The sequence below is a fragment of the Bradyrhizobium manausense genome (assembly GCF_018130615.1).
In the GTDB taxonomy this organism is placed as follows: Bacteria; Pseudomonadota; Alphaproteobacteria; order Rhizobiales; family Xanthobacteraceae; genus Bradyrhizobium; species Bradyrhizobium manausense_A.
In genome coordinates, this window is the sequence record NZ_JAFCKB010000001.1 from 101,965 (window position 1) to 124,757 (window position 22,793).

Genomic DNA, 22,793 nt, shown 5'->3' on the forward strand with positions numbered 1-22,793 from the left:
CCTTCCGGTTTCCTCATCTCTATTATGACCGAAGCCGATAGCATTTGGACTGCCTATTCGAAAGGCTTGTTCGCCCCTGCGGTATATGATTAGGCATAGGCCATGATCACATTCCCGAAGCATTTGCTGGAAGGCTACAGCGCCTTCGCCACCCAGCGGCTGCCGGCCGAGCAGCACCGCTACCGCGAGCTGTCAGTCAAGGGACAGTTCCCGGAAGTCATGGTGATCGGCTGTTGCGACAGCCGCGTCGCGCCGGAAACCATTTTCGACGTCGGTCCGGGCGAATTGTTCGTGGTCCGCAACATCGCCAACCTGGTGCCGGTGTATCAGCCCGACGGCAACGCGCACGGCGTCTCGGCCGCGCTGGAATATGCCGTGACGGTGCTGAAGGTGAAGCACATCGTCATCCTCGGCCACGCCCAATGCGGCGGCATCCGCGCTTTCGTCGACAAGATCGAGCCGCTGACGCCCGGCGACTTCATCGGCAAATGGATGCAGATGTTCATCAAGCCGGGCGAGGTGGTCGAGCAGCGCAACCACGAGACCATGGCGCAATTCGTCGAGCGCATCGAGAAGGCCGCGGTGTTCCGCAGCCTGGAGAACCTGATGACGTTCCCGTTCGTGCGCAAGGCGGTCGAGGGCGGCCAGATGCAGCTGCACGGCGCCTATTTCGGCGTCGCGGAGGGAACGCTGTTCGTGCTGGACAAGGCGAGCAAGGAATTCAGGAGCGCGCGGAGCGTGGTGTAAGGGCGAGGTTTCGTAAGCTGCCGCGTCAAGCGAGATCGTCGTCCCGGACAAGCGCAAGCGCAGATCCGGGACGACAGGGGAGAGTTCGTCAGGCCGCCTGCTTCTTCGCGCTGATCAGCTTGCGGTTGATCAGCACTTCCGCGATCTGGATCGCGTTGAGGGCTGCGCCCTTGCGAAGATTGTCGGACACGCACCACAGCACGAGACCGTTCTCCACCGTCGCATCCTCGCGGATGCGGCTGATGTAGGTTGCGTCCTCGCCGGCCGCTTCATAGGGCGTGGCGTAGCCGCCCGGCTCCTGCTTGTCGATGACGAGGCAGCCCGGCGCCGTGCGCAGGATGTTGCGCGCTTCATCCGCGCTGATCGGGTTCTCGAACTCGATGTTGACGGCCTCGGAATGGCCGACGAACACCGGCACGCGCACGCAGGTCGCGGAGAGCTTGATCTTGGGATCAAGAATCTTCTTGGTCTCCGCCATCATCTTCCACTCTTCCTTGGTGTAGCCGTCCTCCATGAAGACGTCGATGTGGGGGATGACGTTGAAGGCGATGCGCTTGGGGAATTTCTTACTGACCAGATCCTGGTTGGTGTAGACGGCCTTGGTCTGCGCGAACAACTCGTCCATGCCGTCCTTGCCGGCACCCGACACCGATTGATAGGTCGAGACCACGACGCGCTTGATGTTGGCCTTGTCGTGCAGCGGCTTCAGCGCGACCACGAGCTGCGCGGTCGAGCAGTTCGGGTTGGCGATGATGTTCTTCTTCTTGAAGCCCGCCGTCGCATCCGCGTTCACTTCCGGCACGATCAGCGGCACGTCCGGATCCATGCGCCAGGCCGAGGAATTGTCGATCACGACCGCGCCGGCGGCACCGATCTTCGGCGACCATTCCTTCGACACTTCGCCGCCCGCCGACATCAGGCAGATATCGACGTCGGAGAAATCATAGTGCTCGAGCGCCTTGCACTTCAGTGTGCGGTCGCCATAGGAGACCTCGACGCCGACGCTGCGGCGCGACGCGAGCGCCACGACCTCGTCCGCGGGGAATTTGCGCTCATCCAGGATGTTGAGCATTTCCCGTCCGACATTGCCGGTCGCGCCGACGACTGCGACTTTGTAACCCATCGTTCACTCTCCGATGAAAAAGCCCGTTTCCTGAAGCTGACGCTTAAACAGGAAGAGCAGCGCTTCTATGCGAGAACCGGCCTCAAGACAACGTTGGACCATGCCTGAAGGCCGTGGATGCAGTCGCCTGAGGCCGGCACGGCCGTTAGCCCCACCCAGATCCATCTGGCGCTCGCCACTTTCGCCGACGAGGTCGTCGGCACGCTGGCGCGCCTGTTCGCCTATGTGGGGGCGCTGGCTCTGTTTGCCATCCTCGCGCTGGCAGGGCTCGGCCAGCTCCCCGATCTGCGCGACGATGAGCCCGCTTCGAAGCCAGGCTGGGCCGTGGCGGACCGCTCGCATCCGGCCTTCGCCGTCAATCGACTCGATTCATCAGAAAAAACAGCCTCTTACACCATTCTCAGACATCCCGAAGGCGGCCGGCGCGACGTGATGCGCTGGGCGGGCGAGGCGGACAAGCCGGTGGCCGCGCTCGAGATCTACCGGGAAGGCAGCGAATTCGACGTGACGCGGCCGGCGACATCCGGCCTCGCCGTCCAGATGGGCCTGGATGCCGCGACGGCATTCGAGCAGGCCGGCCTGATCGACACCAAATTCGGCCCTGTCGCCTTGTTCCGGCCGGTCGATACCATCGCGGGTACGCCTGCCTGCCTGGGCTACCTCAAGCGCAACGAGGACCCGGCGCTCCAGATCTCCGGCTTCTCCTGCCAGGGCGACACGATGCCGGCCCGGCGCGCGGCGATCGCCTGCACCCTGAACCGGCTGACGCAGCTCGCCTCGGGCAACGAGCCGAAGCTCGCGGAATTGTTCGCCCATGCGGAGCTGAAGCGTCGCGCCTGCGATTCTCCGGGTTCGGCGGACTGGCTGCTCGGCGCCGCGAATGCGCAATTGCGCGGGGCGCTTTGAGACGCACCTGGCTCAAGTCGCTGGTATCCATGCAACTTTTGCCGGCGCGCCCGATTATTCCGTCCTGGTGTGACTGAATTGACCTAGTTGCGGCCACCCCGGCCGGGCTAGTATGGGAGTGAAATCGACTGGCGGCATGCCGCTGAAGGGGACGTGATGAGCTCGAATTTCTTTGTCGCGAACAAACTGGCGACCTTGCTTGCGGCAGGCGCCGCGATGGCTGTGGCCTTCGCTGCACCGGCTTCGGCCGACACCAAGACCAAGCGCTATGACGATCGCGGCCGGCCGATCTACGGCCCGAGCGGCCCCAATGCGGTCTACCAGCAGGGCCGCACCCGCATTTACGTGAGCAAGCGCTCCTGGCTCGACGGCGGCACCGAGGTCAATCCGGGCGACCGCAAGTTCAGCGATTACGCCTTCCCGCCGGCGGTGGGCTATCCGTCCTTTGCCCGCGAAAACCTCAACCGCCCGATCGATCGCCAGCCGCTGGCGACGCCGGCCGATGTCGGCGGCTATCCGCAGAATTTCCCGCTGTACTGAGCGGACGTAACTTTCGAATCAAAAGGCCGGGCTCACGCCCGGCCTTTTTGTTTTTGCGAGGTGCCGCAGGGTGGGCAAAGGCGCAACGCGCCGTGCCCACGATCTCTTGGCGATCGCTGTAGAAGTTGAGAGCTGTCATTCCGGTGCGGCTCGGAGAGCCGAACCCGGAATCTCGAGATTCCCCGGTGCGCAATTGCGCGCCTGAGGTCTGGTCCTTCGGACCATCCCGGAATGACAGCACCCATCGTTACGCGTGCAGCTTCTGCAGCTCCTTCAAGATCGCTTCGCCCATCTGCGTGGTCGAGGCGGCGGTCGTGCCTTCCGACTTGATGTCGGCGGTGCGCAGGCCGCTGGCGAGCACGGCGGCAATCGCAGCGTCGACCTTGTCGGCGAGCGCGCCCATGTCGAAGGAGTAGCGCAGCGCCATGCCGAACGACGAGATCATCGCAATCGGATTGGCGAGACCTTGGCCTGCGATGTCAGGCGCCGAGCCGTGCACGGGCTCGTACAGCGCCTTGCGCTTCTTGCTCTTGACGTCGATCTCGCCGAGCGAGGCCGAGGGCAGCATGCCGAGCGAGCCGGTCAGCATCGCCGCGATGTCGGACAGCATGTCGCCGAACAGATTGTCGGTGACGATGACGTCGAACTGCTTCGGCCACTTCACCAGCATCATGCCGCCGGAATCGGCAAGCTGGTGCTCGAGCGTGACGTCGGGATATTCGCGCTTGTGGACCGCCGTCATGACCTCGTTCCAGAGCACGCCCGACTTCATGACGTTGCGCTTCTCCATCGACGTCACCTTGTTCTTGCGCTTCCGGGCCAACTCGAAGGCGACGCGGCCGATCCGCTCGATCTCATAGGTGTCGTAGACCTGGGTATCGATGGCGCGCTTCTGGCCGTTGCCGAGATCAGTGATGGTCTTCGGCTCGCCGAAATAGACGCCGCCGGTGAGCTCGCGCACGATGACGATGTCGAGGCCCTCGACCGCCTCACGCTTCAGGCTCGACGCGTCGGCCAGCGCCGGATAGCACACGGCCGGGCGAAGGTTGGCGAACAAAGCGAGATCCTTGCGCAGGCGCAGCAGGCCGGCTTCGGGACGGACCTCGTAGGGCACGGCATCCCACTTCGGGCCGCCGACCGCGCCGAAGATGATGGCGTCGGCGGCCAGCGCCTTGGCCATGTCGCCCTCGGAGATCGACACCTTGTGGGCATCATAGGCCGAGCCGCCGACGAGGCCGGTATCGGTCTCGAACTTGGCGATCCCGGCCGAATTGAGCCAATCGATCAGCCGCTTCACCTCGCCCATCACCTCGGGGCCGATACCGTCACCGGGGAGCAGCAGCAATTTATGGGTCGCCATGGTCGTTTCCTCTGAGATCGAAATTCGGCCGGAGTGCTAGAGCGGCGTTGCGCGCTTGGCAAGACACCATTGCCGCCGCGCGGCTGTGCAAGGCGGGCAGGGCCTGCCACACTGGCGAGGCCGGAGTACCCCTTGCTCGCCCCAGATCGCCTACCCGTCGCTCATCCCGCGCGGCTGATCCTGACCCTGTCGCTGGCCGCAACCGTCGGGCTCGGCATCGGCCGCTTTGCCTATGCGCTGGTGCTGCCGGACATGCGGGAGGACCTCGGCTGGTCCTACTCGGCGGCCGGTTTCATGAACACCATCAACGCCGTCGGCTACCTCGTCGGCGCGCTTGCGGCGTCCCGGCTGATCCAGCGCGTCGGCTGGGCGGCGGCGATCCGGGGCGGAACCGTGGCCTGCGTCGCTGCGCTCGCCACTTGCGCGCTGACGGGGAATTTCATCGCGCTGAGCCTGGCGCGCCTCGTGCTGGGCCTCGGGGCCGCAGCCGGCTTCGTTGCCGGCGGCGCGCTCGCCGCCACCATCGCGCAGTCGCAGCCCGCGCGGGCCAATTTCCTGCTGAGTTTGTTTTATGCCGGGCCCGGCATCGGCATTCTCTGCTCCGGACTGATCGCACCCTTCACGTTGCAGCATTTCGGCCCCGGCTCGTGGTGGATCGTGTGGTGGGCGATGACGCTGCTGTCGGTGGCGATGACCGTGCCGCTGTTCCTGGTCCGGATCGAGAGCCGCGCGCGCTTCACCGAAGGCAGCCACGCAGCGTTCGCGATTCTGCCGGTGCTGATCTATCTCGCCGCCTACTTCCTGTTCGGCGCCGGCTACATCGCCTACATGACCTTCATGATCGCCTATGTGCGCGACGGCGGCGGCGGGCCGGCGGCGCAGGCCGCGTTCTGGAGTCTGATCGGCCTCAGCGCCTTCGTCACGCCTTGGGCCTGGCGCGGTGTGCTCGCGCTCGACCGCGGCGGCCTCGCCACCGCCATCATCCTCGGCACCAACGCGCTCGGCGCGGCCCTGCCGATCCTCGGGCATTCGCCGGCATGGCTCGCAGTCTCTGCGGTCGTGTTCGGCGTCGCCTTCTTCGCCGTGGTCGGCTCGACCACTGCGTTCGTCCGCTTCAATTATCCGCCGGAGATGTGGCCGACCGCGATCGCGGCGATGACGATCTCGTTCGGCGTCGGCCAGACGCTGGGGCCGATCGTGGTCGGCGCCATCACGGATGCACTGGGGAGCCTGAGCTACGCGCTGAATGTGTCGGCGGCGCTGCTGGTATTGGGGGCGGTGCTGGCGTTGTGCCAGCGGAAGGTGGGGCCGAAAGCGGCGAATGGCGAGTAGCCAGTGGCGAATTGTGAGCCGCGGGCGCCTTACGACTCGCCACTCCCCATTCGCTACTCGCTGCATCAGCTCCCGCTGTACGAATTATACCCCTGGTCTTCCCAATAGCCGCCCTTGTAGTCGTTGGTGACTTCCATCGAGACCACGTATTTCGGGTTCTTGAAGCCGAGCTTTGTCGGCACGCGGATCTTCATCGGAAAACCATAGGCGCGCGGCAGGATCTCGTTTGCATATTTGAACGTCATCTGGGTTTGCGGATGCAGCGCGGTGCGCATGTCGAGCGGCGAATTGTAGCCATCCTTGTCGGCGCACTGGAACCAGACATATTTCGCGCGCGTATCGGCGCCGATCAGCTTCAGGAAATCGCGGAGCGGCGTGCCGGTCCAGCTGCCGATCGCGCTCCAGCCCTCGACGCAGATGTGGCGGGTGATCTGCGTGACCTGCGGCAGCTTGTAGAGCTCGGGGAGCGTCCACGATTTCTTGTTGTCGACGAGGCCGCGCACCTCGAGCTTCCAGTCGTCGGCCGCGATATCGGGCGCATCGTCGAGATCGTAATAGGCGTTGAACGGGAACGGCTTTGTAATCGCACTCTCGGGGAAGGTCGGCGCCAGCGCGTCGGGATTGAAGATGAAATCCTGCACGGCGTCGTTGAATTTCGAGACCGTCTTCAGCACCTCTTCGGCTGACGACGAATCAATGACGTCGCAGCCAGTGAGCAGCGTCAGCGCACCCAGGCTGGCGCCGCCGGCGATGAAGCGGCGGCGGGTGAGGTCGGGCATCACCTTGATGGAGTCCTTGATCAGCAGCCGCTTGTCGACGCCGGGGATCAGGAATGAACGCTTGGCCATGATTGTTCTCCCTCACCGCCCGATGATCATCGCGCGCAGGCTCTTCGGCACCAGCAGCGCAAGCAGGACGTGAATGACGAGGAACGCGCAGATCGCGGCCATGCAGAAGAAGTGCACGTAACGCGCGGTCGGATAATCGCCGAACAGCATCACCAGATAATAAAGCTGCACCGGCTTCCACATCGACAGGCCCGACAGCACGATCAACACGCCGACGACGATGATGCCGGCATAGAGCAGCCGCTGCACGTAATTGTAGACGGTGAGATCGTCATGGCCGAGCTTGAACGTCAGCGCAGCCCTGACATCGTGGAGCACGCCTGATGGCGTGATCGGCAGCAGTTTCCTGGCGAAGCGGCCGGATGCGATGCCCGTGATGAGATAGGCGAGGCCGTTGATCATCAGCAGCCACATCGCCGCAAAATGCCAGAGCAGGCCGCCGCCGAGCCAGCCGCCGAGCGTGTACTCGCGCGGAAAGCTGAAACCGAACAGGGGGGAAGCGTTGTATATCTGCCAGCCCGACAGGATCATCAGGACCATGGCGACCGCGTTGGTCCAGTGCATCACCCGGACCCAGGTCGGCTGAATCACCTTGGCCGGCTTGGCGCTGATCTGCTCGTCGGTCATTGCAAGGCTCGACATGATGGTTCCGTCCTGAACGTCGTCTGGTCCCGAATATACGCCGATGCTTCCGCTTTCGTTACGCTTCTCCGACCATCGAATCGATGCCCGCCGGCTATGGTGGTCACAATAAAGCGAGCCGGGTATCCCCCCGGCTCGCTGTTTCGCCGCATCCTGTGGGGGATGAAACAGGGGCGTGCGGGGTTACGTCGCCGGCATCAGCACGGTGTCGACCACATGGATCACGCCGTTCGACTGGTTGACGTTGGAGATGGTGACCATCGAGGTGCCGCCCTTGGCGTCGACGATCCAGACCTTGCCGTCCATCTTCTTCACGGTCAGTTCCTCGCCTTCGGCGGTCTTCAGCTTCTTGCCGTCGGTGAGGTCAGAGGCCTCGAGCTTGCCGGGCACGACGTGGTAGGTGAGGATCTTGGTCAGGGTCGCCTTGTTCTCCGGCTTGACCAGATTGTCGACGGTGCCGGCCGGCAGCTTGCCGAAGGCGGCGTTGGTCGGCGCGAACACGGTGAACGGGCCCTTGCCTTCCAGCGTCGGCACGAGGCCGGCCGCCTTCACCGCCGCGACCAGCGTGGTGTGGTCCTTCGAGTTGACGGCGTTCTGGACGATGTTCTTCGACGGGAACATTGCGGCGCCGCCGACCATGACGGTCTTTTCCTCGGCGCGCGCCGGCGCAATGACGGTCGCGGTGATGGCCAGGGCGCTGAAGGCTGCGGCGGTGAGATAGGCGATGCGCTTCGACATGGAGAAACTCCCGATTGGATTGTGACCGGCAATGACCGGCGTTTATGTTGGGCAACAACGGCCGCTAGCGACAGTTTGACGTGAGGCAGCAGCGCGTCGTTGGCCGAACTACGGGACGGTTTGCGAAGCGGTTTCGGGGAATAATTTATTGTGATGCGTGAAACTATGGAGGGGCGTGGCCGTGTGGTGGCGACGGGAGCGCGACAAACTCCGCCGTCGTCCTGGCGAAAGCCAGGACCCATTACCCCAAGAAGAAGTTGTTGCGCGAGACTGGTAACCACGAGTCTTCGCCAAACTACTTCCCGGGGTAATAGGTCCTGGATCTGCGCTCCGCTTGTCCAGGACGACGAGAGGCCTCAATCCCTGTTATGCGGCGTCTGGATGAACCCGCGATTGTGCGTCGGGCTGATCAGCAGCTCGTTGATGCAGACGCGCGGCGGCATGCTGGCAATGAACGCGATGGTGCGGCCGAGATCTTCGGGTTGCAGCATCTTCGCCTGCTCCTCCTCGCTCGGCACCACCGGGCGCAGCTTCAGGATCGGCGTTGCGACCTCACCCGGCATCAGGCAGCAGGCGCGCAGGCCGTTGACGCATTCGTCCATGTTGAAGGAATGGGTCAGCGCCAGCACCGCATGCTTGGTGGTGGTGTAGGCCGGGCCCGGCATCTTCGAGACGTGGCGGCCGGCCCAGGACGAGACGTTGATGATCGAGCCGTCCTGCTGCTTGCGCATTGTCGGCAGCACCGCGCGCATGCAATAGAGCACGCCGTTGAGATTGACCTGGACGAGCTTGTCCCAGCCGTCCAGTTCCATGTCCTTCCAGCTGCGCTTGGGCACATTGATGCCGGCATTGTTCACGAGCAGGTCGATCCGACCATGCTTCGCGACGATGTGGTCGGCCGCCTTCTGGGCCTCAGTGGCGTCTGACACGTCCAGCGCGAGCGCCTCGGCCGTCCCGCCCGCCTTGGTGATCTTGGCGACCACGGTCTCCAGGGCTGACTGCCGGCGGCCAGAGACCACCACAGTCCAGCCGTCGGCCGCAAGCGCCTCCGCACCGGCCTCCCCGATGCCGCTGCCGCCGCCCGTGACCCAGGCCACGCGTTTCCCACCTTTGGTCATGCCAACTGTCTCCGTTGCTTCATTGGGGCGGTTTTTGCTAATCCAGCCCTCGGGTTTGACCGGCCTTCGCCGGCGAGGAATGTTGCATGAACCAAATCGCCAACGCCAATTTGTTTTCCCGCCTGTTCGACAGCCTCGACGATCCCAAACGCCTCGCGATCGAGACGCAGGATGGCGCCCATATCAGCTACGGCGATCTGATCGCGCGGGCCGGGCAGATGGCGAACGTGCTGGTGGCGCGCGGCGTAAAGCCTGGCGATCGCGTTGCGGTGCAGGTCGAGAAATCGGTCGTCAACATCGTGCTGTATCTCGGCACGGTGCGGGCCGGCGCAGTCTATTTGCCGCTCAACACCGCCTATACGCTCAACGAGCTCGACTATTTTATTGGCGACGCCGAACCCTCTCTGGTGGTTTGCGATCCCTCGAAGGCTGAAGGCCTCGCCCCGATCGCCGCCAAGGTGCAGGCCAAGGTCGAGACGCTGGGAGCTGACGGCAAGGGCTCGCTGACGGACGCCGCGGACAAGGCGAGCAGCGAATTCACCACCGTGCCGCGCGCCAGCGACGATCTCGCTGCGATCCTCTACACGTCGGGCACCACCGGCCGCTCCAAGGGCGCGATGCTCAGCCACGACAATCTCGCCTCGAACTCGCTCTCGCTCGTCGATTACTGGCGCTTCACCGACAAGGACGTGCTGATCCACGCGCTGCCGATCTACCACACGCACGGCCTGTTCGTGGCGACCAACGTCACGCTGTTTGCGCGGGCGTCGATGATCTTCCTGCCGAAGCTCGACCCGGATCTGATCATCAAGCTGATGGCGCGCGCGACGGTGCTGATGGGCGTACCGACCTTCTACACGCGCCTCCTGCAAAATCCCGCGCTGTCGCGCGAGACGACGAAACACATGCGGCTCTTCATCTCCGGCTCGGCACCGCTGCTGGCCGAAACCCACCGCGAATGGTCGGCGCGCACCGGGCACGCCGTGCTCGAACGCTACGGCATGACCGAAACCAACATGAACACGTCGAACCCCTATGACGGCGAGCGCGTGCCCGGCGCGGTCGGCTTCCCGCTCCCCGGCGTTTCCGTGCGCGTCACCGAGCCCGAGACCGGCAAGGAGCTGCCGCGCGACGAAATCGGCATGATCGAGGTGAAGGGCCCGAACGTGTTCAAGGGCTATTGGCGCATGCCGGAGAAGACCAAGTCGGAGTTCCGGCCCGACGGCTTCTTCATCACCGGCGATCTCGGCAAGATCGACGACAAGGGCTATGTCCACATTCTCGGCCGCGGCAAGGATCTCGTGATCTCCGGCGGCTTCAACGTCTACCCGAAGGAGATCGAGAGCGAGATCGATGCCATGCCTGGTGTGGCCGAGTCCGCCGTGATTGGCGTGCCGCATGCCGATTTCGGCGAGGGCGTCACCGCCGTGCTGGTCTGCAACAAGGGCGCCGACGTCACGGAAGCCGCGGTGCTGAAGGCGCTCGACGGCCGGATCGCAAAGTTCAAGATGCCCAAGCGCGTCTTCGTGGTCGACGAGCTGCCGCGCAATACCATGGGCAAGGTGCAGAAGAACGTGCTGCGCGATACGTACAAGGATATTTACGCGAAGAAATAGGAGCGAACGCTCCGGGGCTTGGGGGGGACATGAACCGAGAGCAGGCGGTCCGGATCAACGATCATCTGCTTGATGCCTGCACGGCATTGGACCAAGCCCGAATGGCTATCGCTGGGCTAGGCAAGGCTGAGCGGATCAAGCTGGAAGACAGCTTTTACGGCATCCTTGGCGCGCTGGAGGACGAGTTACTTCAGCCCGTCTACGATCAGCACCCCGACCTTGAGCCACCAAAGTCGGACCGGGAACCATATGAATATATCTGCGCGCTCACGTGGGACGAGGTGCAGCTCCCGCCGGGAGTAACCGAGCAACGACTCGACAAGATCATTTTCTCGGTCATGAAGCCGACTTGGCGGAAGACCTCGGCGATAGCCACCCGTGCGATGGATCGCTGCAAAGAGCTTGGATTGCCGATCGACGACAAGATGATTGCCGCGCGATTGAAAGTGCTTTCCGACTCAGATCGCATCGAAGGCATTGGCGATATCCAATCGTGGTTCCGCAGCGAAGTGCAATTGAAGGATTAAGCGAGGAGTCTTTACGGCACACTGCCATGCCCCGGCTTGACCGGGGCAATCCAGTACGCCGCGGCATCTCGGTTCTATTATCGCCGTCTCTGGGATACTGGATCGCCCGATCCCGGCTCCGCCAAGGCTACGCCGGGGCTCACACGGGCACTCGGCACGCCGAAGCTTCAGCGAAGGCGGCAAGCCGGGCGATGACAGCGGAGTGTGTGGCGGGCGTTTTGGCTCACGCCGATCACTGCCCGCCCACCAAGCTCATCACGAACCGACTGCCCACGATCAACAGATAGCAGCCGAACGCGACCTCCAGAGTCCGCTTCGACATTGCATGCGCAGCTCTCACACCGAGCGGCGCGGTCACGAGGCTCATCGGCATCACCAGCACGGCGCCGATCAGCGAGACGTAGCCGAGCGCGAACGGGATTTGCAGCGCTACGACGGCAGGATAGGTCGCCGCGGCCGGCCAGCCGGCGTAGATGTAGCCGAGCGCGCCGGGAATCGAGATCAGCACCGCCAGCGCCGATGAGGTCGCAACCGCCTGATGAATCGGGCGGCCGTAGAACGTCATCAGCAAATTCGAGAACAGACCGCCGCCAATGCCCATCAGCGTCGACAAAATGCCGACGCAGAAGCCGTAGATGCGCATCAACGGGCCCATCGGCAGGTCGTCGCCGAACTTCCAGCCTTCGCGCGCAAAAATGAGACGCGCGGCCGCGGAATAGGCGACGGCGACGAACACGATCTTGAACAGCTTCTCCGGCGCATAGCGCGCGATCACGCTGCCGGCGACGACGCCGATCACGATCGGCAGCCACCATACGCGCAGGATGGTCATATCCACGGCGCCGCGCTTGTAATGCGCCTGGAACGACCGGATCGACGTCGGGATGATCACCGCGAGCGAGGTGCCGATGCAGAGCGGCATGCGTACCTCGAGCGGCACACCGGCGATGCGGAAGCATTCGTAGAACACCGGCACGAGAATCGCGCCGCCGCCGATGCCGAACACGCCGGCCAGGAATCCGGAGAGCGCACCGGTTGCGATCAGCAACAGCGCGAGCTCGATGATCTCCCTGATGTCGAGACCTGCAATCACCCCTGACCTGCCCCCTGCGACTGGTCGCAGCGTCTTCGAAACATCCGCTTGGATTCGGCTGCGGGCCAAGCTCTAGGCGATCCGACTCACCCGGTCGACATGCTGCGCGTGCCGTCTTGGGTGGGATGCAGGGTGCGCATATCCTCCGCGAGGCGGAAAATCGATGCGCAGGACGGAAATCGGAAATGGTGCGTCGACCATCGGCGCTGGCGTCGGCGTCATGAACTGACTGGTTCGAACCCTGGCAACCGGCCGGAGGCCTGGAGCCGTTCCAATAGTAATTTCAATGCGCCTCGGCCGCCCCTACAAGAAGTGATTTAATATTCGTTTCTTTGCCGGTGCGCCATTGTTCTGGTATACCAAGCCCCTGATTGGCCTTGGTTCATCAACGTTCTAGAGCTGAACGCAGATTCGATTTATGGCGATTTGGTGATTGCACAGGCCAAATCGACTCCGTAAATAGAGCCGACCTTTCGCGATCCCCGCGCGCGCCCTGCCGGGCCGCCACAAAACATCAAAGCCCATGACCGCACGGATCGAACGACCGCTATCACCACACATGCAAGTCTACCGCTGGACGTTGACGATGGCGCTGTCCATCGTCCATCGCGCCACCGGCATCGCCCTTTACGTCGGGACCCTGCTGCTGGCCTGGTGGCTGATCGCGGCCGCGTCAGGTTCGGCCGCGGCCTATTCCAATGTGCAGGCCTTCACCGGAAGCATCATCGGCCGGCTCATCGTGTTCGGCTACACCTGGGCGCTGATGCACCATATGCTGAGCGGCATCCGGCATTTCGTGTGGGACCTCGGCTTCGGCTTCAAGGCCAATGAGCGCGAAGCGCTGACCTGGGCCGCCCTGATCGGCGGCGTCGTGCTGACGATCCTGATCTGGATCATCGCCTACGCGATCGGAGGTGTCCGGTGAGCGCACCCGATACGCCCAAGCGCAGCATGCGCACCCCGCTCGGCCGCGTCCGCAATCTCGGCGCCGCGCATTCCGGCACCTCTGATTTCTGGCGCCAGCGCATCACCGGCGTCGCCATGACCCTGCTGATGCTGCCGGTGATCGTCGTCGTCATGATGCTGCTCGGCAGCAACCAGGCCGGCGCCAAGGTCATCCTCGGCTCGCTGCCGATCGCTGTGATCATGCTGCTCTTCATCGTCGCCAGCACCTGGCACATGAAGATCGGCATGCAGGTCGTGATCGAGGATTACGTCCACAACGAGAAGCTGAAGCTCGTCTCGATCATGCTCAACAACTTCTTCTCGATCGCCGTCGCGCTCGCCTCGATCTACGCGATCCTCAAGATCTCATCTGGAGTGTAACCCATGGCCAACGAGACGAATGGCAAGGGCAACGGCGCTCCCGCCACCAACGGCAAAGCCTACCCGATCGAAGACCACACCTATGACGTCGTCGTGGTCGGCGCCGGCGGCGCGGGTCTGCGCGCCGTGGTCGGCTGCAGCGAGGCGGGCCTGCGCACCGCCTGCATCACCAAAGTGTTTCCGACCCGCTCGCACACGGTTGCGGCGCAAGGCGGCATCTCGGCTTCGCTCGGCAACATGCACAAGGACGACTGGCGCTGGCACATGTACGACACCGTGAAGGGGTCGGACTGGCTCGGCGACCAGGACGCGATCGAATACATGGTGCGCAACGCGCCCGACGCGGTCTACGAGCTCGAGCATTGGGGCGTGCCGTTCTCGCGCACCGAGGACGGCAAGATCTACCAGCGTCCGTTCGGCGGCATGACCATGGACTACGGCAAGGGCCAGGCGCAGCGCACCTGCGCCGCCGCCGACCGCACCGGTCACGCCATGCTGCACACGATGTATGGCCAGTCGCTGCGCCATGCAGCCGAGTTCTTCATCGAGTTCTTCGCCATCGACCTGATCATGGACGACCAGGGCACCTGCCGCGGCGTCATCGCGCTCAAGCTCGACGACGGTACGCTGCACCGCTTCCGCGCCCAGACCGTGATCCTCGCGACCGGCGGCTACGGCCGCGCCTACGCTTCCTGCACGTCGGCGCACACCTGCACCGGCGACGGCGGCGGCATGGTGCTGCGCGCCGGCCTGCCAATGCAGGACATGGAGTTCGTGCAGTTCCACCCGACCGGCATCTACGGCTCGGGCTGCCTCGTCACCGAGGGTGCGCGCGGCGAAGGCGGCTATCTCGTCAACTCCGAGGGCGAGCGATTCATGGAGCGCTACGCGCCGTCGGCGAAGGACCTCGCCTCGCGCGACGTCGTCTCGCGCGCGATGACCATCGAGATCCGCGAAGGCCGCGGCGTCGGCAAGAAGAAGGACCACATCTTCCTGCATCTCGACCATCTCGATCCCGCGGTGCTCGCCGAGCGCCTGCCGGGCATCTCCGAATCCGCCAAGATCTTCGCCAATGTCGACGTGACGCGCGAGCCGATCCCGATCGTGCCGACCGTGCACTACAACATGGGCGGCATCCCCACGAACTACCACGGCGAAGTGCTGACCAAGAAGGACGGCGACGACAACGCCGTCATTCCCGGCCTGATGGCGATCGGCGAAGCCGCCTGCGTCTCGGTGCACGGCGCCAACCGCCTCGGCTCCAACTCGCTGATCGACCTCGTCGTGTTCGGCCGCGCCGCTGCGCTCCGCCTCGCCGAGAAGCTGACGCCGAACGCCAAGCAGCCCGAGTTGCCGGCAAACTCGGCAGATCTCGCGCTCGGCCGCCTCGACCATTACCGCTACGCCTCCGGCGGCACGCCCACCGCAAAGCTCCGCGAAGGCATGCAGCACGTGATGCAGAACAACTGCGCCGTGTTCCGCACCGGCGAAGTGCTGAGCGAAGGCCAGAACCTGATCGAGAAGGTCCACAGCGGCATCACCGACATCGCCGTGTCCGACCGCTCGCTGGTGTGGAATTCGGATCTGGTCGAGACGCTCGAGTTCGACAATCTGATCTCGCAGGCGGTGGTGACGATGAATTCGGCCGCCAACCGCACCGAGAGCCGCGGCGCGCATGCCCGCGAGGACTTCTCCGAGCGCGACGACAAGAACTGGATGAAGCACACGCTCGCCTGGCTGGACTCGTCCGGCAAGGTCAAGATCGAATACCGCCCGGTTCACGACTACACCATGACCAATGACGTGCAGTACATCCCGCCGAAAGCGCGCGTGTATTGAAGAGCAACAAGTGCTCGTCATTCCGGGGCGATGCGAAGCATCGAACCCGGAATCTCGAGGTTCCGGGTCTGGTCCTTCGGACCATCCCGGAATGACGAAAGGTTAGAGCAATGGTTGAATTCGCACTTCCGAAGAACTCCAAGATCACCGGCGGCAAGACCTGGCCGAAGCCCGCGGGCGCGACCGAGACGCGCGAGTTTCGCGTCTATCGCTGGAACCCCGACGACGGCAAGAATCCGAGCGTCGACACCTATTACGTCGACACCAATGATTGCGGTCCGATGGTGCTGGACGGCCTGATCTGGATCAAGAACCACATCGACCCGTCGCTGACCTTCCGCCGCTCCTGCCGCGAAGGCGTCTGCGGCTCCTGCGCCATGAACATCGACGGCCAGAACACGCTGGCCTGCACCCGCTCGATGCACGACGTGAAGGACGGCGCGGTGAAGATCAATCCGCTGCCGCACCAGCCGGTGGTGAAGGATCTGGTTCCCGACCTGACCAATTTTTACGCGCAATACGCCTCCGTCGAGCCGTGGCTGAAGACGACGTCGCCGACCCCGCAGAAGGAATGGCGCCAGAGCCACGAGGACCGCGAGAAGCTCGACGGCCTCTACGAGTGCATCCTGTGCGCCTGCTGCTCGACCTCCTGCCCGAGCTATTGGTGGAACAGCGACCGCTATCTCGGCCCCGCCGCCCTGCTCCAGGCCAACCGCTGGGTGTCTGATTCGCGCGACGAGGCGACCGGCGAGCGGCTCGACAATCTCGAGGACCCGTTCCGGCTCTACCGCTGCCACACCATCATGAATTGCGCCAAGGCCTGCCCGAAGGGCCTGAACCCGGCCGAGGCCATCGCCGAGCTCAAGCTCAAGATGGTCGAGCGCCAGATCTAGCTGCATTGCTGCTGCGATCCCGGGCCGAACGGCCCGGGTCGTCCTGCCGCCGGGGTGTTTCCGGGCAGCGCCTGTCCGTCCCGCGGCGCGGGCGAATCAGTGAATTGCAACCTCCAGTTCCGCCACAAGCCGCTTCCTTCCCGGCGTAAGATTCAAGTAAGCTCCGCGGTCGGGGGACCGGAGCGACCGTGCAGGGCGCGCAACGCAATTCGCTGAGACTGCTGCAGTGGATGATGGCTGCATCCCTGGCGCTGCCGATTGCGCTGTTCGCGATCGCCTCCACCATTTCCTACAATTCGACGCTGGATATCGCCGACCGGGAGATCGAGCGCACGCTCGACGTCGCGCATGAGCATGCGCTCAAGGTGTTCGAGACCATCGACCGCAGCCTCGCCGAGCTCAACGAGGTCGTCCGCGACCTTCCCGACGATGTGATCCGGTCACGAGAAGGCGCGCTGCACAAGCGCCTGAAGCAGCTCACCGACGCGCTGCCGCAGCTCAAATCAGCCTGGATCTTCGATGCGAACGGGAAATCGCTGGTCAACAGCCTCGCCTCGCCGCCGCCGGAGCTGAGCTTTGCCGACCGTGATTATTTCTATGCCCATGTCGACCAGAGCATCGGCACCTTCATCGGCGCATCGCTGACGCCCCGCCAGCCCTATCAGGGTGCGCACTTCTTCGGCGTCAGCCGCCGCCGATCGACCGACGACGGCAGCTTCACCGGCGTGATCCAGGCATCGGTCCTGCCGGAATATTTCGAGAGCTTTTACGCCAGGATCGGCGCCGAGCCCGGCAGCTTCTTTGCGATGGGACGCGCCGACGGCGTGCTGCTGGCGCATTTTCCGCGGCTTGATCACGACTTCCGGCTCGATCCGAACGGGCCGGTTGGCCGGACCATCGCAGCCCATCCCGATCATGGACTGATGACCATCGCCTGGCCATCGGATGGAATCGAGCGGCGCATCGGTTACCGGCGGGTCGCCGAATATCCGATCTATGTCAGTGCCGGCCTCGAGACCTCCGCGATCCGCGCGCGCTGGCTTGCCACCATCAGCCAGCATCTGGTGTTCGGCGCACCCGCCACCGCGCTGCTGTTTGTGCTGCTCGCCTTCGCCTTCCGGCGCACCCAGCATCTCCAGCTCGAGGCTGCCAAGCGGCGTGAGGCCGAGGAGGCACTCAAGCACAGCCAGCGGCTGGAGGCGCTGGGCCAGCTCACCGGCGGCGTCGCGCATGATTTCAACAACCTCCTGACCGTGATTCGCGCCTCTGTCGACCTCCTGAACCGGCCGCAACTGAGCGAGGAGCGGCGGCAGCGCTACATCACGGCGATCGCCGAAGCCGTCGCGCGCGCGGCCAAGCTGACCTCGCAGCTGCTCGCCTTTGCGCGGCGCCAGACCTTGAAGCCGGAAGTGTTCGACGTCGGCGAGCGCGTGCAGTCGCTACGCGACATGCTCGCGACACTGCTGGGACCCGCGATCGAGATCGTCATGCAGTTGCCGGTCGAGCCCTGCCTCGTCAATGCCGATGCCGGCCAGTTCGAGACCGCCCTGATCAACATGGCGACCAACGCGCGCGACGCCATGCAGGGCAACGGCCGGATCGTCTTCACGGTGCACGCGGCGACAACCGCTCCCGATACACTGGCGCATCTCGCGGGCAGCCAGGCCTCAAGAAGCCATGGCTTCATCTGTATCGCGGTCAGCGACAGCGGCATCGGCATTCCCGCGGCGCAATTGGGCCGCATCTTCGAGCCGTTCTTCACCACCAAGCAGGTCGGCCAGGGTACGGGCCTCGGCCTGTCGCAGGTGTTTGGCTTCGCCCGGCAATCCGGCGGCGAGGTGACCGTGATGAGCGAGGTCGGCCAGGGCAGCACTTTCTCGCTCTATCTGCCGCGCGTGCCGGCGGATCTGTTGCCACGAAGCCAGGCGCCGACCACGGCGCCTGCCGTTGCCGGGAGCGGCATGTCGGTGCTGGTCGTCGAGGACAATATCGAGCTCGGCAATTTCGCTGCCGACGGGCTGACCGAGCTTGGCTACAGCATCACGCTGGTCGACAACGCCACCGATGCGCTCGCCGAACTGAGCGGCGATCCCGATCGTTTCGACGTCGTGTTCTCCGACGTCGTCATGCCCGGGATGACCGGGCTCGATCTGGCACAGGCGATCCGAGATCGCTGCATCGGCGTTCCGATCGTGCTGACCACGGGCTACAGCCACGCTCTGTCCCAGGACGGCGTCGGCGGCTTCGAGCTCGTGCAGAAGCCCTATTCGATCGAGCAGCTGTCGCGGGTGCTGCACCAGGCCGCGCGGCTGAAACGCGTGCGCGGCGGCGCGGCGGAGTGACGTCGGGAACCGGAGGGAACCGGTTCGCGTTGCTCTCTCATGCAGAAGCCGGTCCGGAACAATGAGCAGGGCCAGACGCCGCCCATCGTGAAGATCACCGGTGAGAACGGCGATGAAGTCGCGCCGCCGCCGCCGGAAGTGCTCGAGCCCGATTCAGAGCTCTCGCCCGAAGAGATCGAGCAGGCGCGCAAGGATTATCTGCTGACGCGGTTCTGGATCAGCGCGCGCGGCTTCTGGGGCCGCAACGGCGATCGGCTCGCTTGGCCGTTCTCGATCGGCCTCGTCGTGCTGATCGTCCTGACCGTCGGCTTTCAATACGGCATCAACGTCTGGAACCGCGCGATCTTCGACGCGATCGAGAAGCGCGATGCGACCACGGTGTTCCACCTCACCGCGATGTTCTTCCCGCTCGCGATCGGCAGCATCGTGCTTGGCGTCGCGCAGGTGTTCGTGCGCATGGGCATCCAGCGGCGCTGGCGCGCCTGGCTCACGAGCAGCGTGCTGACGCGCTGGCTCACGAACGGGCGCTATTACCAGCTCAACCTCGTCGGCGGCGACCACGAGAATCCGGAGTATCGCATCGCCGAGGACTTACGCGTCGCGACGGACTCGCCGGTCGACTTCCTCGCCGGCGTAACCTCGGCGCTGCTGTCGGCCGCGACCTTTATCGTCGTGCTGTGGACCATCGGCGGCGCGCTCACCGTCACGTTGGGCGGCTCGTCCATCACCATTCCCGGCTTCCTCGTGATCGCCGCGGTGCTCTATGCCGCCATCGCTTCCGGCTCGATCCTGATGATCGGTCGCCAATTCGTGCAGGTCTCCGAGGACAAGAACCAGGCCGAAGCCGATTTCCGCTACACGCTGACGCGGGTACGCGAGAATGGTGAGAGCATCGCGCTGCTCGGCGGCGAGGAAGAGGAACGCGGCGGCATCGACCGCAACTTTACCAGCGTGCTCAGGCAATGGGCGCGGCTCGCAGGACAACACATGCGCACGACGCTGGTGTCGCAGGGCTCGAGCCTGGTTGCGCCCGTCGTGCCGCTGTTGCTGTGCGCGCCAAAATTCCTCGACGGCAGCATGACGCTCGGACAGGTGATGCAGGCGGCTTCCGCCTTCACCATCGTGCAGAGCGCGTTCGGCTGGCTGGTCGACAATTACCCGCGGCTGGCCGACTGGAACGCCTGCGCCCGCCGGATCGCCTCGCTGATGATGTCGCTCGACGGGCTCGAGCGCGCCGAGCAGGGCGACGGCCTCGGCCGCATCAAGCGCGGCGAGACCGGCAATGACGCCATGCTGGAGCTGAACGACCTCTCCGTCACGCTCGATGACGGCACCGCCGTGGTCGGCGAGACCGAAGTGGTGATCGAGCCCGGCGAGCGGCTGCTGGTCGCCGGCGAATCCGGGACCGGCAAGAGCACGCTGGTGCGGGCCATCGCAGGACTCTGGCCCTGGGGTGGGGGCAGCGTCAATTTCCATCCCGACCGGCGGCTGTTCATGCTGCCGCAGCGGCCCTACGTGCCCTCAGGATCTTTGCGCCGCGCGGTCGCCTATCCCGGCGCCGAGGACGACTGGACCGTCGCGGAGATCGGCGAGGCCCTGCACAAGGTCGGCCTTGATCATCTCAAGGAGAAGATCGAAGAAGAAGGCCCATGGGACCAGACGCTGTCAGGCGGCGAGAAGCAACGCCTCGCCTTCGCGCGGCTGTTGCTGCACAGCCCTGATATCGTCGTGCTCGACGAGGCGACCTCCGCGCTCGACGAGAAGAGCCAGGACAAGATGATGCAGATGGTCACCGACGAGCTGCCGAAGGCAACCATCGTCAGCGTCGCGCATCGCGTCGAGCTGGAGGCATTCCACAGTCGCAAGATCGTGCTGGAGCGCCGCAAGGGCGGCGCCAAGCTCGTTAGCGACATCGACCTGATCCCGCGCAAGGGCAAGCGAAAGCTGCTCGGGCGCTTCCTGCGCCAGCGTAAGCCGGCGGCAAAAAAGGCGGCGTAGAAAAGCGGCGTAACGCATCCTCTCCGTCGTCCCGGACAAGCGAAGCACAGATACGGGACCCATACCCACAAGGAGAGGTTGGACGAAGACTCGAAGTCGGCGTCTCGCGTCACACTCCTCCCTGGGGTTATGGATCCCGGCCTTCGCCGTGACGACACCGAGGTTATGGCTCGCATCGCACGTTGGAGTCCCCGGCAAAACCGGCTATGCATGCGCCGCCTGCAACGAGGACCGCCTGCTTGACGCCTGACAATTCCCTTTCGTCCGCGCCGTTCGGCGCATTTGCGCCAAACGCGGCGCAGGCCGCGATTATCAGCCTCGCGCAAGGATCAGGGCTGAAGCGCGGCGCATTCCGGCCGTGGATGTCGCGGCTGGTCAATCTGCTGCGCGGCGGCCCGGTCGACGTGCAATATCAAGGCGCCTCGTTCCGGTTTTACCACCAGGGCAGCGCGACCGAGCGCGGCGCGCTGTTCAATCCCGATTACAATCTCGACGAGCTCGACTTCCTGCGCCAGCACACACCGGCCGGCGGCACGTTCGTCGATGTCGGCGCCAATGTCGGCACCTTCGCCCTGGTGATGGCGCGGCAGGTCGGCACATCGGGCAAGGTGGTCGCGATCGAGCCGCATCCGCTGACGTTCGGCCGGCTCTCGTTCAACCATGCCGCCTCGAAGGCGATGCAGGTGCGTCTGGTGCAGGCCGCCGCGGGTGACAGCGACGGCGAGCTGATGATCGAGAGCGGCGGCGGCAATCTCGGCGCCACGCATGTCGTCACCGGCACGGCGAGCACGGATGCGATCAAGGTGCCGTCGTTGCGGCTGACGCGCATCCTCGAAGAGGCCGGCGTCACGCAGGTCGACTCGCTCAAGATCGACGTCGAAGGCTTCGAGGACCGCGTGCTGATCGGCTTCTTCCGCGACGCGCCGCCATCGCTGTGGCCGCGTGCGGTCGTGATCGAGCATCTGTCACAAAACGAATGGCGAGAAGATTGTATCGCTGACATGGTTGCACGCGGCTTTGCGATCGCGCGCAAGACGCGGAGCAATACGTTCCTGTCACGCTGACGACGAACCACGGAGGTTGCCATGATCGATCATTTGGGCTTGTCCGTCTCCGACTATGAGGCCGCGAAGGCGTTCTACGCCAAGGCATTGGCGCCGCTCGATTACAGCCTGATCATGGAGGTGACGGCGGAGCAGACCGGCCACGCCGCAGCAGCAGGCTTCGGCGCCGACGGCAAGCCGGATTTCTGGATCGGCGGCGAAGGCGCGATGAACAAGCCGGTGCATGTCGCGATTCGCGCGAAGGACCGCGCGACGGTCGATGCATTCTACAAGGCAGCAATGGCAGCCGGCGGTCGCGACAACGGACCGCCCGGCCTTCGCCCGCATTATCACGCGGACTATTACGGCGCCTTCGTGCTCGATCCCGACGGCCACAACATCGAGGCCGTCTGTCACGCGCCGGAATAGGACGGCGCGCTGCGGGAACATCGACGCGGCATCCTCGTTGTCGTTCTCCTGACAACTGATCTCCATGATGCCGATGCCGATCGAACCGCCCGAGATACCGCCATCGACACCCGGCACGCCGACCGAGCCGCCGCCGGGAATTCCACCGGGCAATCCGCAGCCTGAGATCACGCCGCCGGTGCACGAACCCGGCGAATCACCGCGGCCCGACGAATTGCCGGGCCGCATGCCGGAAGAGATTCCTTCGCGCGGACCAAGCGGTCCGCTCGCGCCGAATCCCGCGACGGATGCCAATTCGTCGCAGGATCACATGTGAGACGAGAGCGAACACAT

22 protein-coding genes are annotated in these 22,793 nt (G+C 64.4%); 15 read left to right on the forward strand and 7 right to left on the reverse strand.

The window, feature by feature from the left end; genetic code table 11:
* Nucleotides 1–102 precede the first annotated feature (102 nt).
* Nucleotides 103–747, forward strand: a complete 645-nt coding sequence (locus JQ587_RS00500; RefSeq protein WP_212303204.1) for a carbonic anhydrase — start codon at nt 103–105, stop codon at nt 745–747.
* Between the two features lie 88 nt (nt 748–835).
* Here JQ587_RS00500 and JQ587_RS00505 read toward each other — a convergent pair whose 3' ends face one another.
* Complete coding sequence (locus JQ587_RS00505; RefSeq protein WP_212303205.1) at nt 836–1,870, reverse strand: aspartate-semialdehyde dehydrogenase; 1,035 nt, start codon at nt 1,868–1,870, stop codon at nt 836–838.
* Between the two features lie 117 nt (nt 1,871–1,987).
* Between JQ587_RS00505 and JQ587_RS00510 the strand changes: the two genes are divergently transcribed.
* Together JQ587_RS00510 and JQ587_RS00515 are read left to right on the forward strand one after the other, a co-directional pair.
* Entirely contained in the window at nt 1,988–2,776 is a 789-nt protein-coding gene (locus tag JQ587_RS00510; RefSeq protein ID WP_212303206.1) for a hypothetical protein, read from the forward strand.
* Between the two features lie 156 nt (nt 2,777–2,932).
* On the forward strand, nt 2,933–3,316 hold the full coding sequence (locus tag JQ587_RS00515) for a hypothetical protein (RefSeq protein WP_212303207.1): 384 nt from the start codon (nt 2,933–2,935) through the stop codon (nt 3,314–3,316).
* A 247-nt stretch (nt 3,317–3,563) separates the two neighbouring features.
* Here JQ587_RS00515 and leuB read toward each other — a convergent pair whose 3' ends face one another.
* Nucleotides 3,564–4,676, reverse strand: a complete 1,113-nt coding sequence (gene leuB, locus JQ587_RS00520; protein WP_212424106.1) for a 3-isopropylmalate dehydrogenase — start codon at nt 4,674–4,676, stop codon at nt 3,564–3,566.
* Nucleotides 4,677–4,808: 132 nt separating this feature from the next.
* Here leuB and JQ587_RS00525 point away from each other — a divergent pair, with 132 nt between their 5' ends.
* Nucleotides 4,809–6,008 (forward strand): YbfB/YjiJ family MFS transporter, encoded by a 1,200-nt coding sequence (locus JQ587_RS00525; RefSeq protein WP_212424107.1) that lies wholly within the window; start codon nt 4,809–4,811, stop codon nt 6,006–6,008.
* Nucleotides 6,009–6,073: 65 nt separating this feature from the next.
* Here the strand turns inward: JQ587_RS00525 and JQ587_RS00530 are convergent, their stop codons facing one another.
* From JQ587_RS00530 to JQ587_RS00545, 4 genes are all read right to left on the reverse strand, one after another.
* The gene (locus tag JQ587_RS00530) at nt 6,074–6,856 is read right to left on the reverse strand and encodes a molybdopterin-dependent oxidoreductase (protein ID WP_212424108.1); all 783 of its coding nucleotides are present in this window, start codon (nt 6,854–6,856) and stop codon (nt 6,074–6,076) included.
* A gap of 12 nt (nt 6,857–6,868) precedes the next feature.
* Nucleotides 6,869–7,498, reverse strand: a complete 630-nt coding sequence (locus JQ587_RS00535; RefSeq protein ID WP_212424109.1) for a cytochrome b/b6 domain-containing protein — start codon at nt 7,496–7,498, stop codon at nt 6,869–6,871.
* 183 nt (nt 7,499–7,681) lie between these two features.
* Entirely contained in the window at nt 7,682–8,236 is a 555-nt protein-coding gene (locus tag JQ587_RS00540; RefSeq protein WP_212303212.1) for a fasciclin domain-containing protein, read from the reverse strand.
* A 356-nt stretch (nt 8,237–8,592) separates the two neighbouring features.
* Complete coding sequence (locus JQ587_RS00545; RefSeq protein WP_212303213.1) at nt 8,593–9,354, reverse strand: SDR family oxidoreductase; 762 nt, start codon at nt 9,352–9,354, stop codon at nt 8,593–8,595.
* 86 nt (nt 9,355–9,440) lie between these two features.
* Here JQ587_RS00545 and JQ587_RS00550 point away from each other — a divergent pair, with 86 nt between their 5' ends.
* Nucleotides 9,441–10,970, forward strand: coding sequence for a malonate--CoA ligase (locus tag JQ587_RS00550; protein WP_212424110.1), 1,530 nt, complete (start codon nt 9,441–9,443; stop codon nt 10,968–10,970).
* Nucleotides 10,971–10,999: 29 nt separating this feature from the next.
* Nucleotides 11,000–11,497 (forward strand): DUF3658 domain-containing protein, encoded by a 498-nt coding sequence (locus JQ587_RS00555; RefSeq protein WP_212424111.1) that lies wholly within the window; start codon nt 11,000–11,002, stop codon nt 11,495–11,497.
* Nucleotides 11,498–11,729: 232 nt separating this feature from the next.
* On the opposite strand, the gene JQ587_RS00560 is transcribed toward JQ587_RS00555, so the two are convergent.
* Entirely contained in the window at nt 11,730–12,590 is an 861-nt protein-coding gene (locus tag JQ587_RS00560; RefSeq protein WP_212303216.1) for a sulfite exporter TauE/SafE family protein, read from the reverse strand.
* Nucleotides 12,591–13,113: 523 nt separating this feature from the next.
* Here JQ587_RS00560 and sdhC point away from each other — a divergent pair.
* The 9 genes from sdhC to JQ587_RS00605 all read left to right on the forward strand — a co-directional run bounded on the left by sdhC (nt 13,114) and on the right by JQ587_RS00605 (nt 22,776).
* The gene (gene sdhC, locus JQ587_RS00565) at nt 13,114–13,515 is read left to right on the forward strand and encodes a succinate dehydrogenase, cytochrome b556 subunit (protein WP_209968676.1); all 402 of its coding nucleotides are present in this window, start codon (nt 13,114–13,116) and stop codon (nt 13,513–13,515) included.
* Between the two features lie 26 nt (nt 13,516–13,541).
* Nucleotides 13,542–13,916 (forward strand): succinate dehydrogenase, hydrophobic membrane anchor protein, encoded by a 375-nt coding sequence (gene sdhD / locus JQ587_RS00570; RefSeq protein WP_212303272.1) that lies wholly within the window; start codon nt 13,542–13,544, stop codon nt 13,914–13,916.
* A gap of 3 nt (nt 13,917–13,919) precedes the next feature.
* Nucleotides 13,920–15,755 carry a succinate dehydrogenase flavoprotein subunit gene (sdhA, locus tag JQ587_RS00575; RefSeq protein WP_212303217.1) on the forward strand — a complete coding sequence of 612 codons (1,836 nt, stop codon included), beginning with the start codon at nt 13,920–13,922 and terminating at the stop codon, nt 15,753–15,755.
* A gap of 110 nt (nt 15,756–15,865) precedes the next feature.
* A complete protein-coding gene (locus JQ587_RS00580; protein WP_212303218.1) occupies nt 15,866–16,648 on the forward strand; it encodes a succinate dehydrogenase iron-sulfur subunit in 783 nt (260 codons plus the stop codon).
* 188 nt (nt 16,649–16,836) lie between these two features.
* Nucleotides 16,837–18,990, forward strand: a complete 2,154-nt coding sequence (locus tag JQ587_RS00585) for an ATP-binding protein (RefSeq protein ID WP_212424112.1) — start codon at nt 16,837–16,839, stop codon at nt 18,988–18,990.
* Between the two features lie 39 nt (nt 18,991–19,029).
* Nucleotides 19,030–20,988: an ABC transporter ATP-binding protein/permease gene (locus JQ587_RS00590; protein ID WP_212424113.1), complete on the forward strand. Its 1,959-nt coding sequence runs from the start codon at nt 19,030–19,032 to the stop codon at nt 20,986–20,988.
* Nucleotides 20,989–21,194: 206 nt separating this feature from the next.
* Nucleotides 21,195–22,052, forward strand: a complete 858-nt coding sequence (locus JQ587_RS00595; RefSeq protein WP_433995287.1) for an FkbM family methyltransferase — start codon at nt 21,195–21,197, stop codon at nt 22,050–22,052.
* A gap of 21 nt (nt 22,053–22,073) precedes the next feature.
* The gene (locus JQ587_RS00600) at nt 22,074–22,460 is read left to right on the forward strand and encodes a VOC family protein (RefSeq protein WP_212303222.1); all 387 of its coding nucleotides are present in this window, start codon (nt 22,074–22,076) and stop codon (nt 22,458–22,460) included.
* Nucleotides 22,461–22,533: 73 nt separating this feature from the next.
* Nucleotides 22,534–22,776 carry a hypothetical protein gene (locus JQ587_RS00605; RefSeq protein WP_212303223.1) on the forward strand — a complete coding sequence of 81 codons (243 nt, stop codon included), beginning with the start codon at nt 22,534–22,536 and terminating at the stop codon, nt 22,774–22,776.
* Nucleotides 22,777–22,793: the final 17 nt, after the last annotated feature.

Excerpts from the sequence above, each read along its gene's own strand:
- JQ587_RS00500 (WP_212303204.1), top strand. The coding sequence starts at position 103 with ATGATCACATTCCCGAAGCATTTGCTGGAAGGCTACAGCGCCTTCGCC.
- JQ587_RS00505 (WP_212303205.1), bottom strand. The coding sequence starts at position 1,870 with ATGGGTTACAAAGTCGCAGTCGTCGGCGCGACCGGCAATGTCGGACGG.
- JQ587_RS00510 (WP_212303206.1), top strand. The coding sequence starts at position 1,988 with ATGCAGTCGCCTGAGGCCGGCACGGCCGTTAGCCCCACCCAGATCCAT.
- JQ587_RS00515 (WP_212303207.1), top strand. The coding sequence starts at position 2,933 with ATGAGCTCGAATTTCTTTGTCGCGAACAAACTGGCGACCTTGCTTGCG.
- leuB (WP_212424106.1), bottom strand. The coding sequence starts at position 4,676 with ATGGCGACCCATAAATTGCTGCTGCTCCCCGGTGACGGTATCGGCCCC.
- JQ587_RS00530 (WP_212424108.1), bottom strand. The coding sequence starts at position 6,856 with ATGGCCAAGCGTTCATTCCTGATCCCCGGCGTCGACAAGCGGCTGCTG.
- JQ587_RS00535 (WP_212424109.1), bottom strand. The coding sequence starts at position 7,498 with ATGTCGAGCCTTGCAATGACCGACGAGCAGATCAGCGCCAAGCCGGCC.
- JQ587_RS00540 (WP_212303212.1), bottom strand. The coding sequence starts at position 8,236 with ATGTCGAAGCGCATCGCCTATCTCACCGCCGCAGCCTTCAGCGCCCTG.
- JQ587_RS00545 (WP_212303213.1), bottom strand. The coding sequence starts at position 9,354 with ATGACCAAAGGTGGGAAACGCGTGGCCTGGGTCACGGGCGGCGGCAGC.
- JQ587_RS00550 (WP_212424110.1), top strand. The coding sequence starts at position 9,441 with ATGAACCAAATCGCCAACGCCAATTTGTTTTCCCGCCTGTTCGACAGC.
- JQ587_RS00555 (WP_212424111.1), top strand. The coding sequence starts at position 11,000 with ATGAACCGAGAGCAGGCGGTCCGGATCAACGATCATCTGCTTGATGCC.
- sdhC (WP_209968676.1), top strand. The coding sequence starts at position 13,114 with ATGACCGCACGGATCGAACGACCGCTATCACCACACATGCAAGTCTAC.
- sdhD (WP_212303272.1), top strand. The coding sequence starts at position 13,542 with ATGCGCACCCCGCTCGGCCGCGTCCGCAATCTCGGCGCCGCGCATTCC.
- sdhA (WP_212303217.1), top strand. The coding sequence starts at position 13,920 with ATGGCCAACGAGACGAATGGCAAGGGCAACGGCGCTCCCGCCACCAAC.
- JQ587_RS00580 (WP_212303218.1), top strand. The coding sequence starts at position 15,866 with ATGGTTGAATTCGCACTTCCGAAGAACTCCAAGATCACCGGCGGCAAG.
- JQ587_RS00590 (WP_212424113.1), top strand. The coding sequence starts at position 19,030 with ATGCAGAAGCCGGTCCGGAACAATGAGCAGGGCCAGACGCCGCCCATC.
- JQ587_RS00595 (WP_433995287.1), top strand. The coding sequence starts at position 21,195 with ATGCATGCGCCGCCTGCAACGAGGACCGCCTGCTTGACGCCTGACAAT.
- JQ587_RS00600 (WP_212303222.1), top strand. The coding sequence starts at position 22,074 with ATGATCGATCATTTGGGCTTGTCCGTCTCCGACTATGAGGCCGCGAAG.
- JQ587_RS00605 (WP_212303223.1), top strand. The coding sequence starts at position 22,534 with ATGCCGATCGAACCGCCCGAGATACCGCCATCGACACCCGGCACGCCG.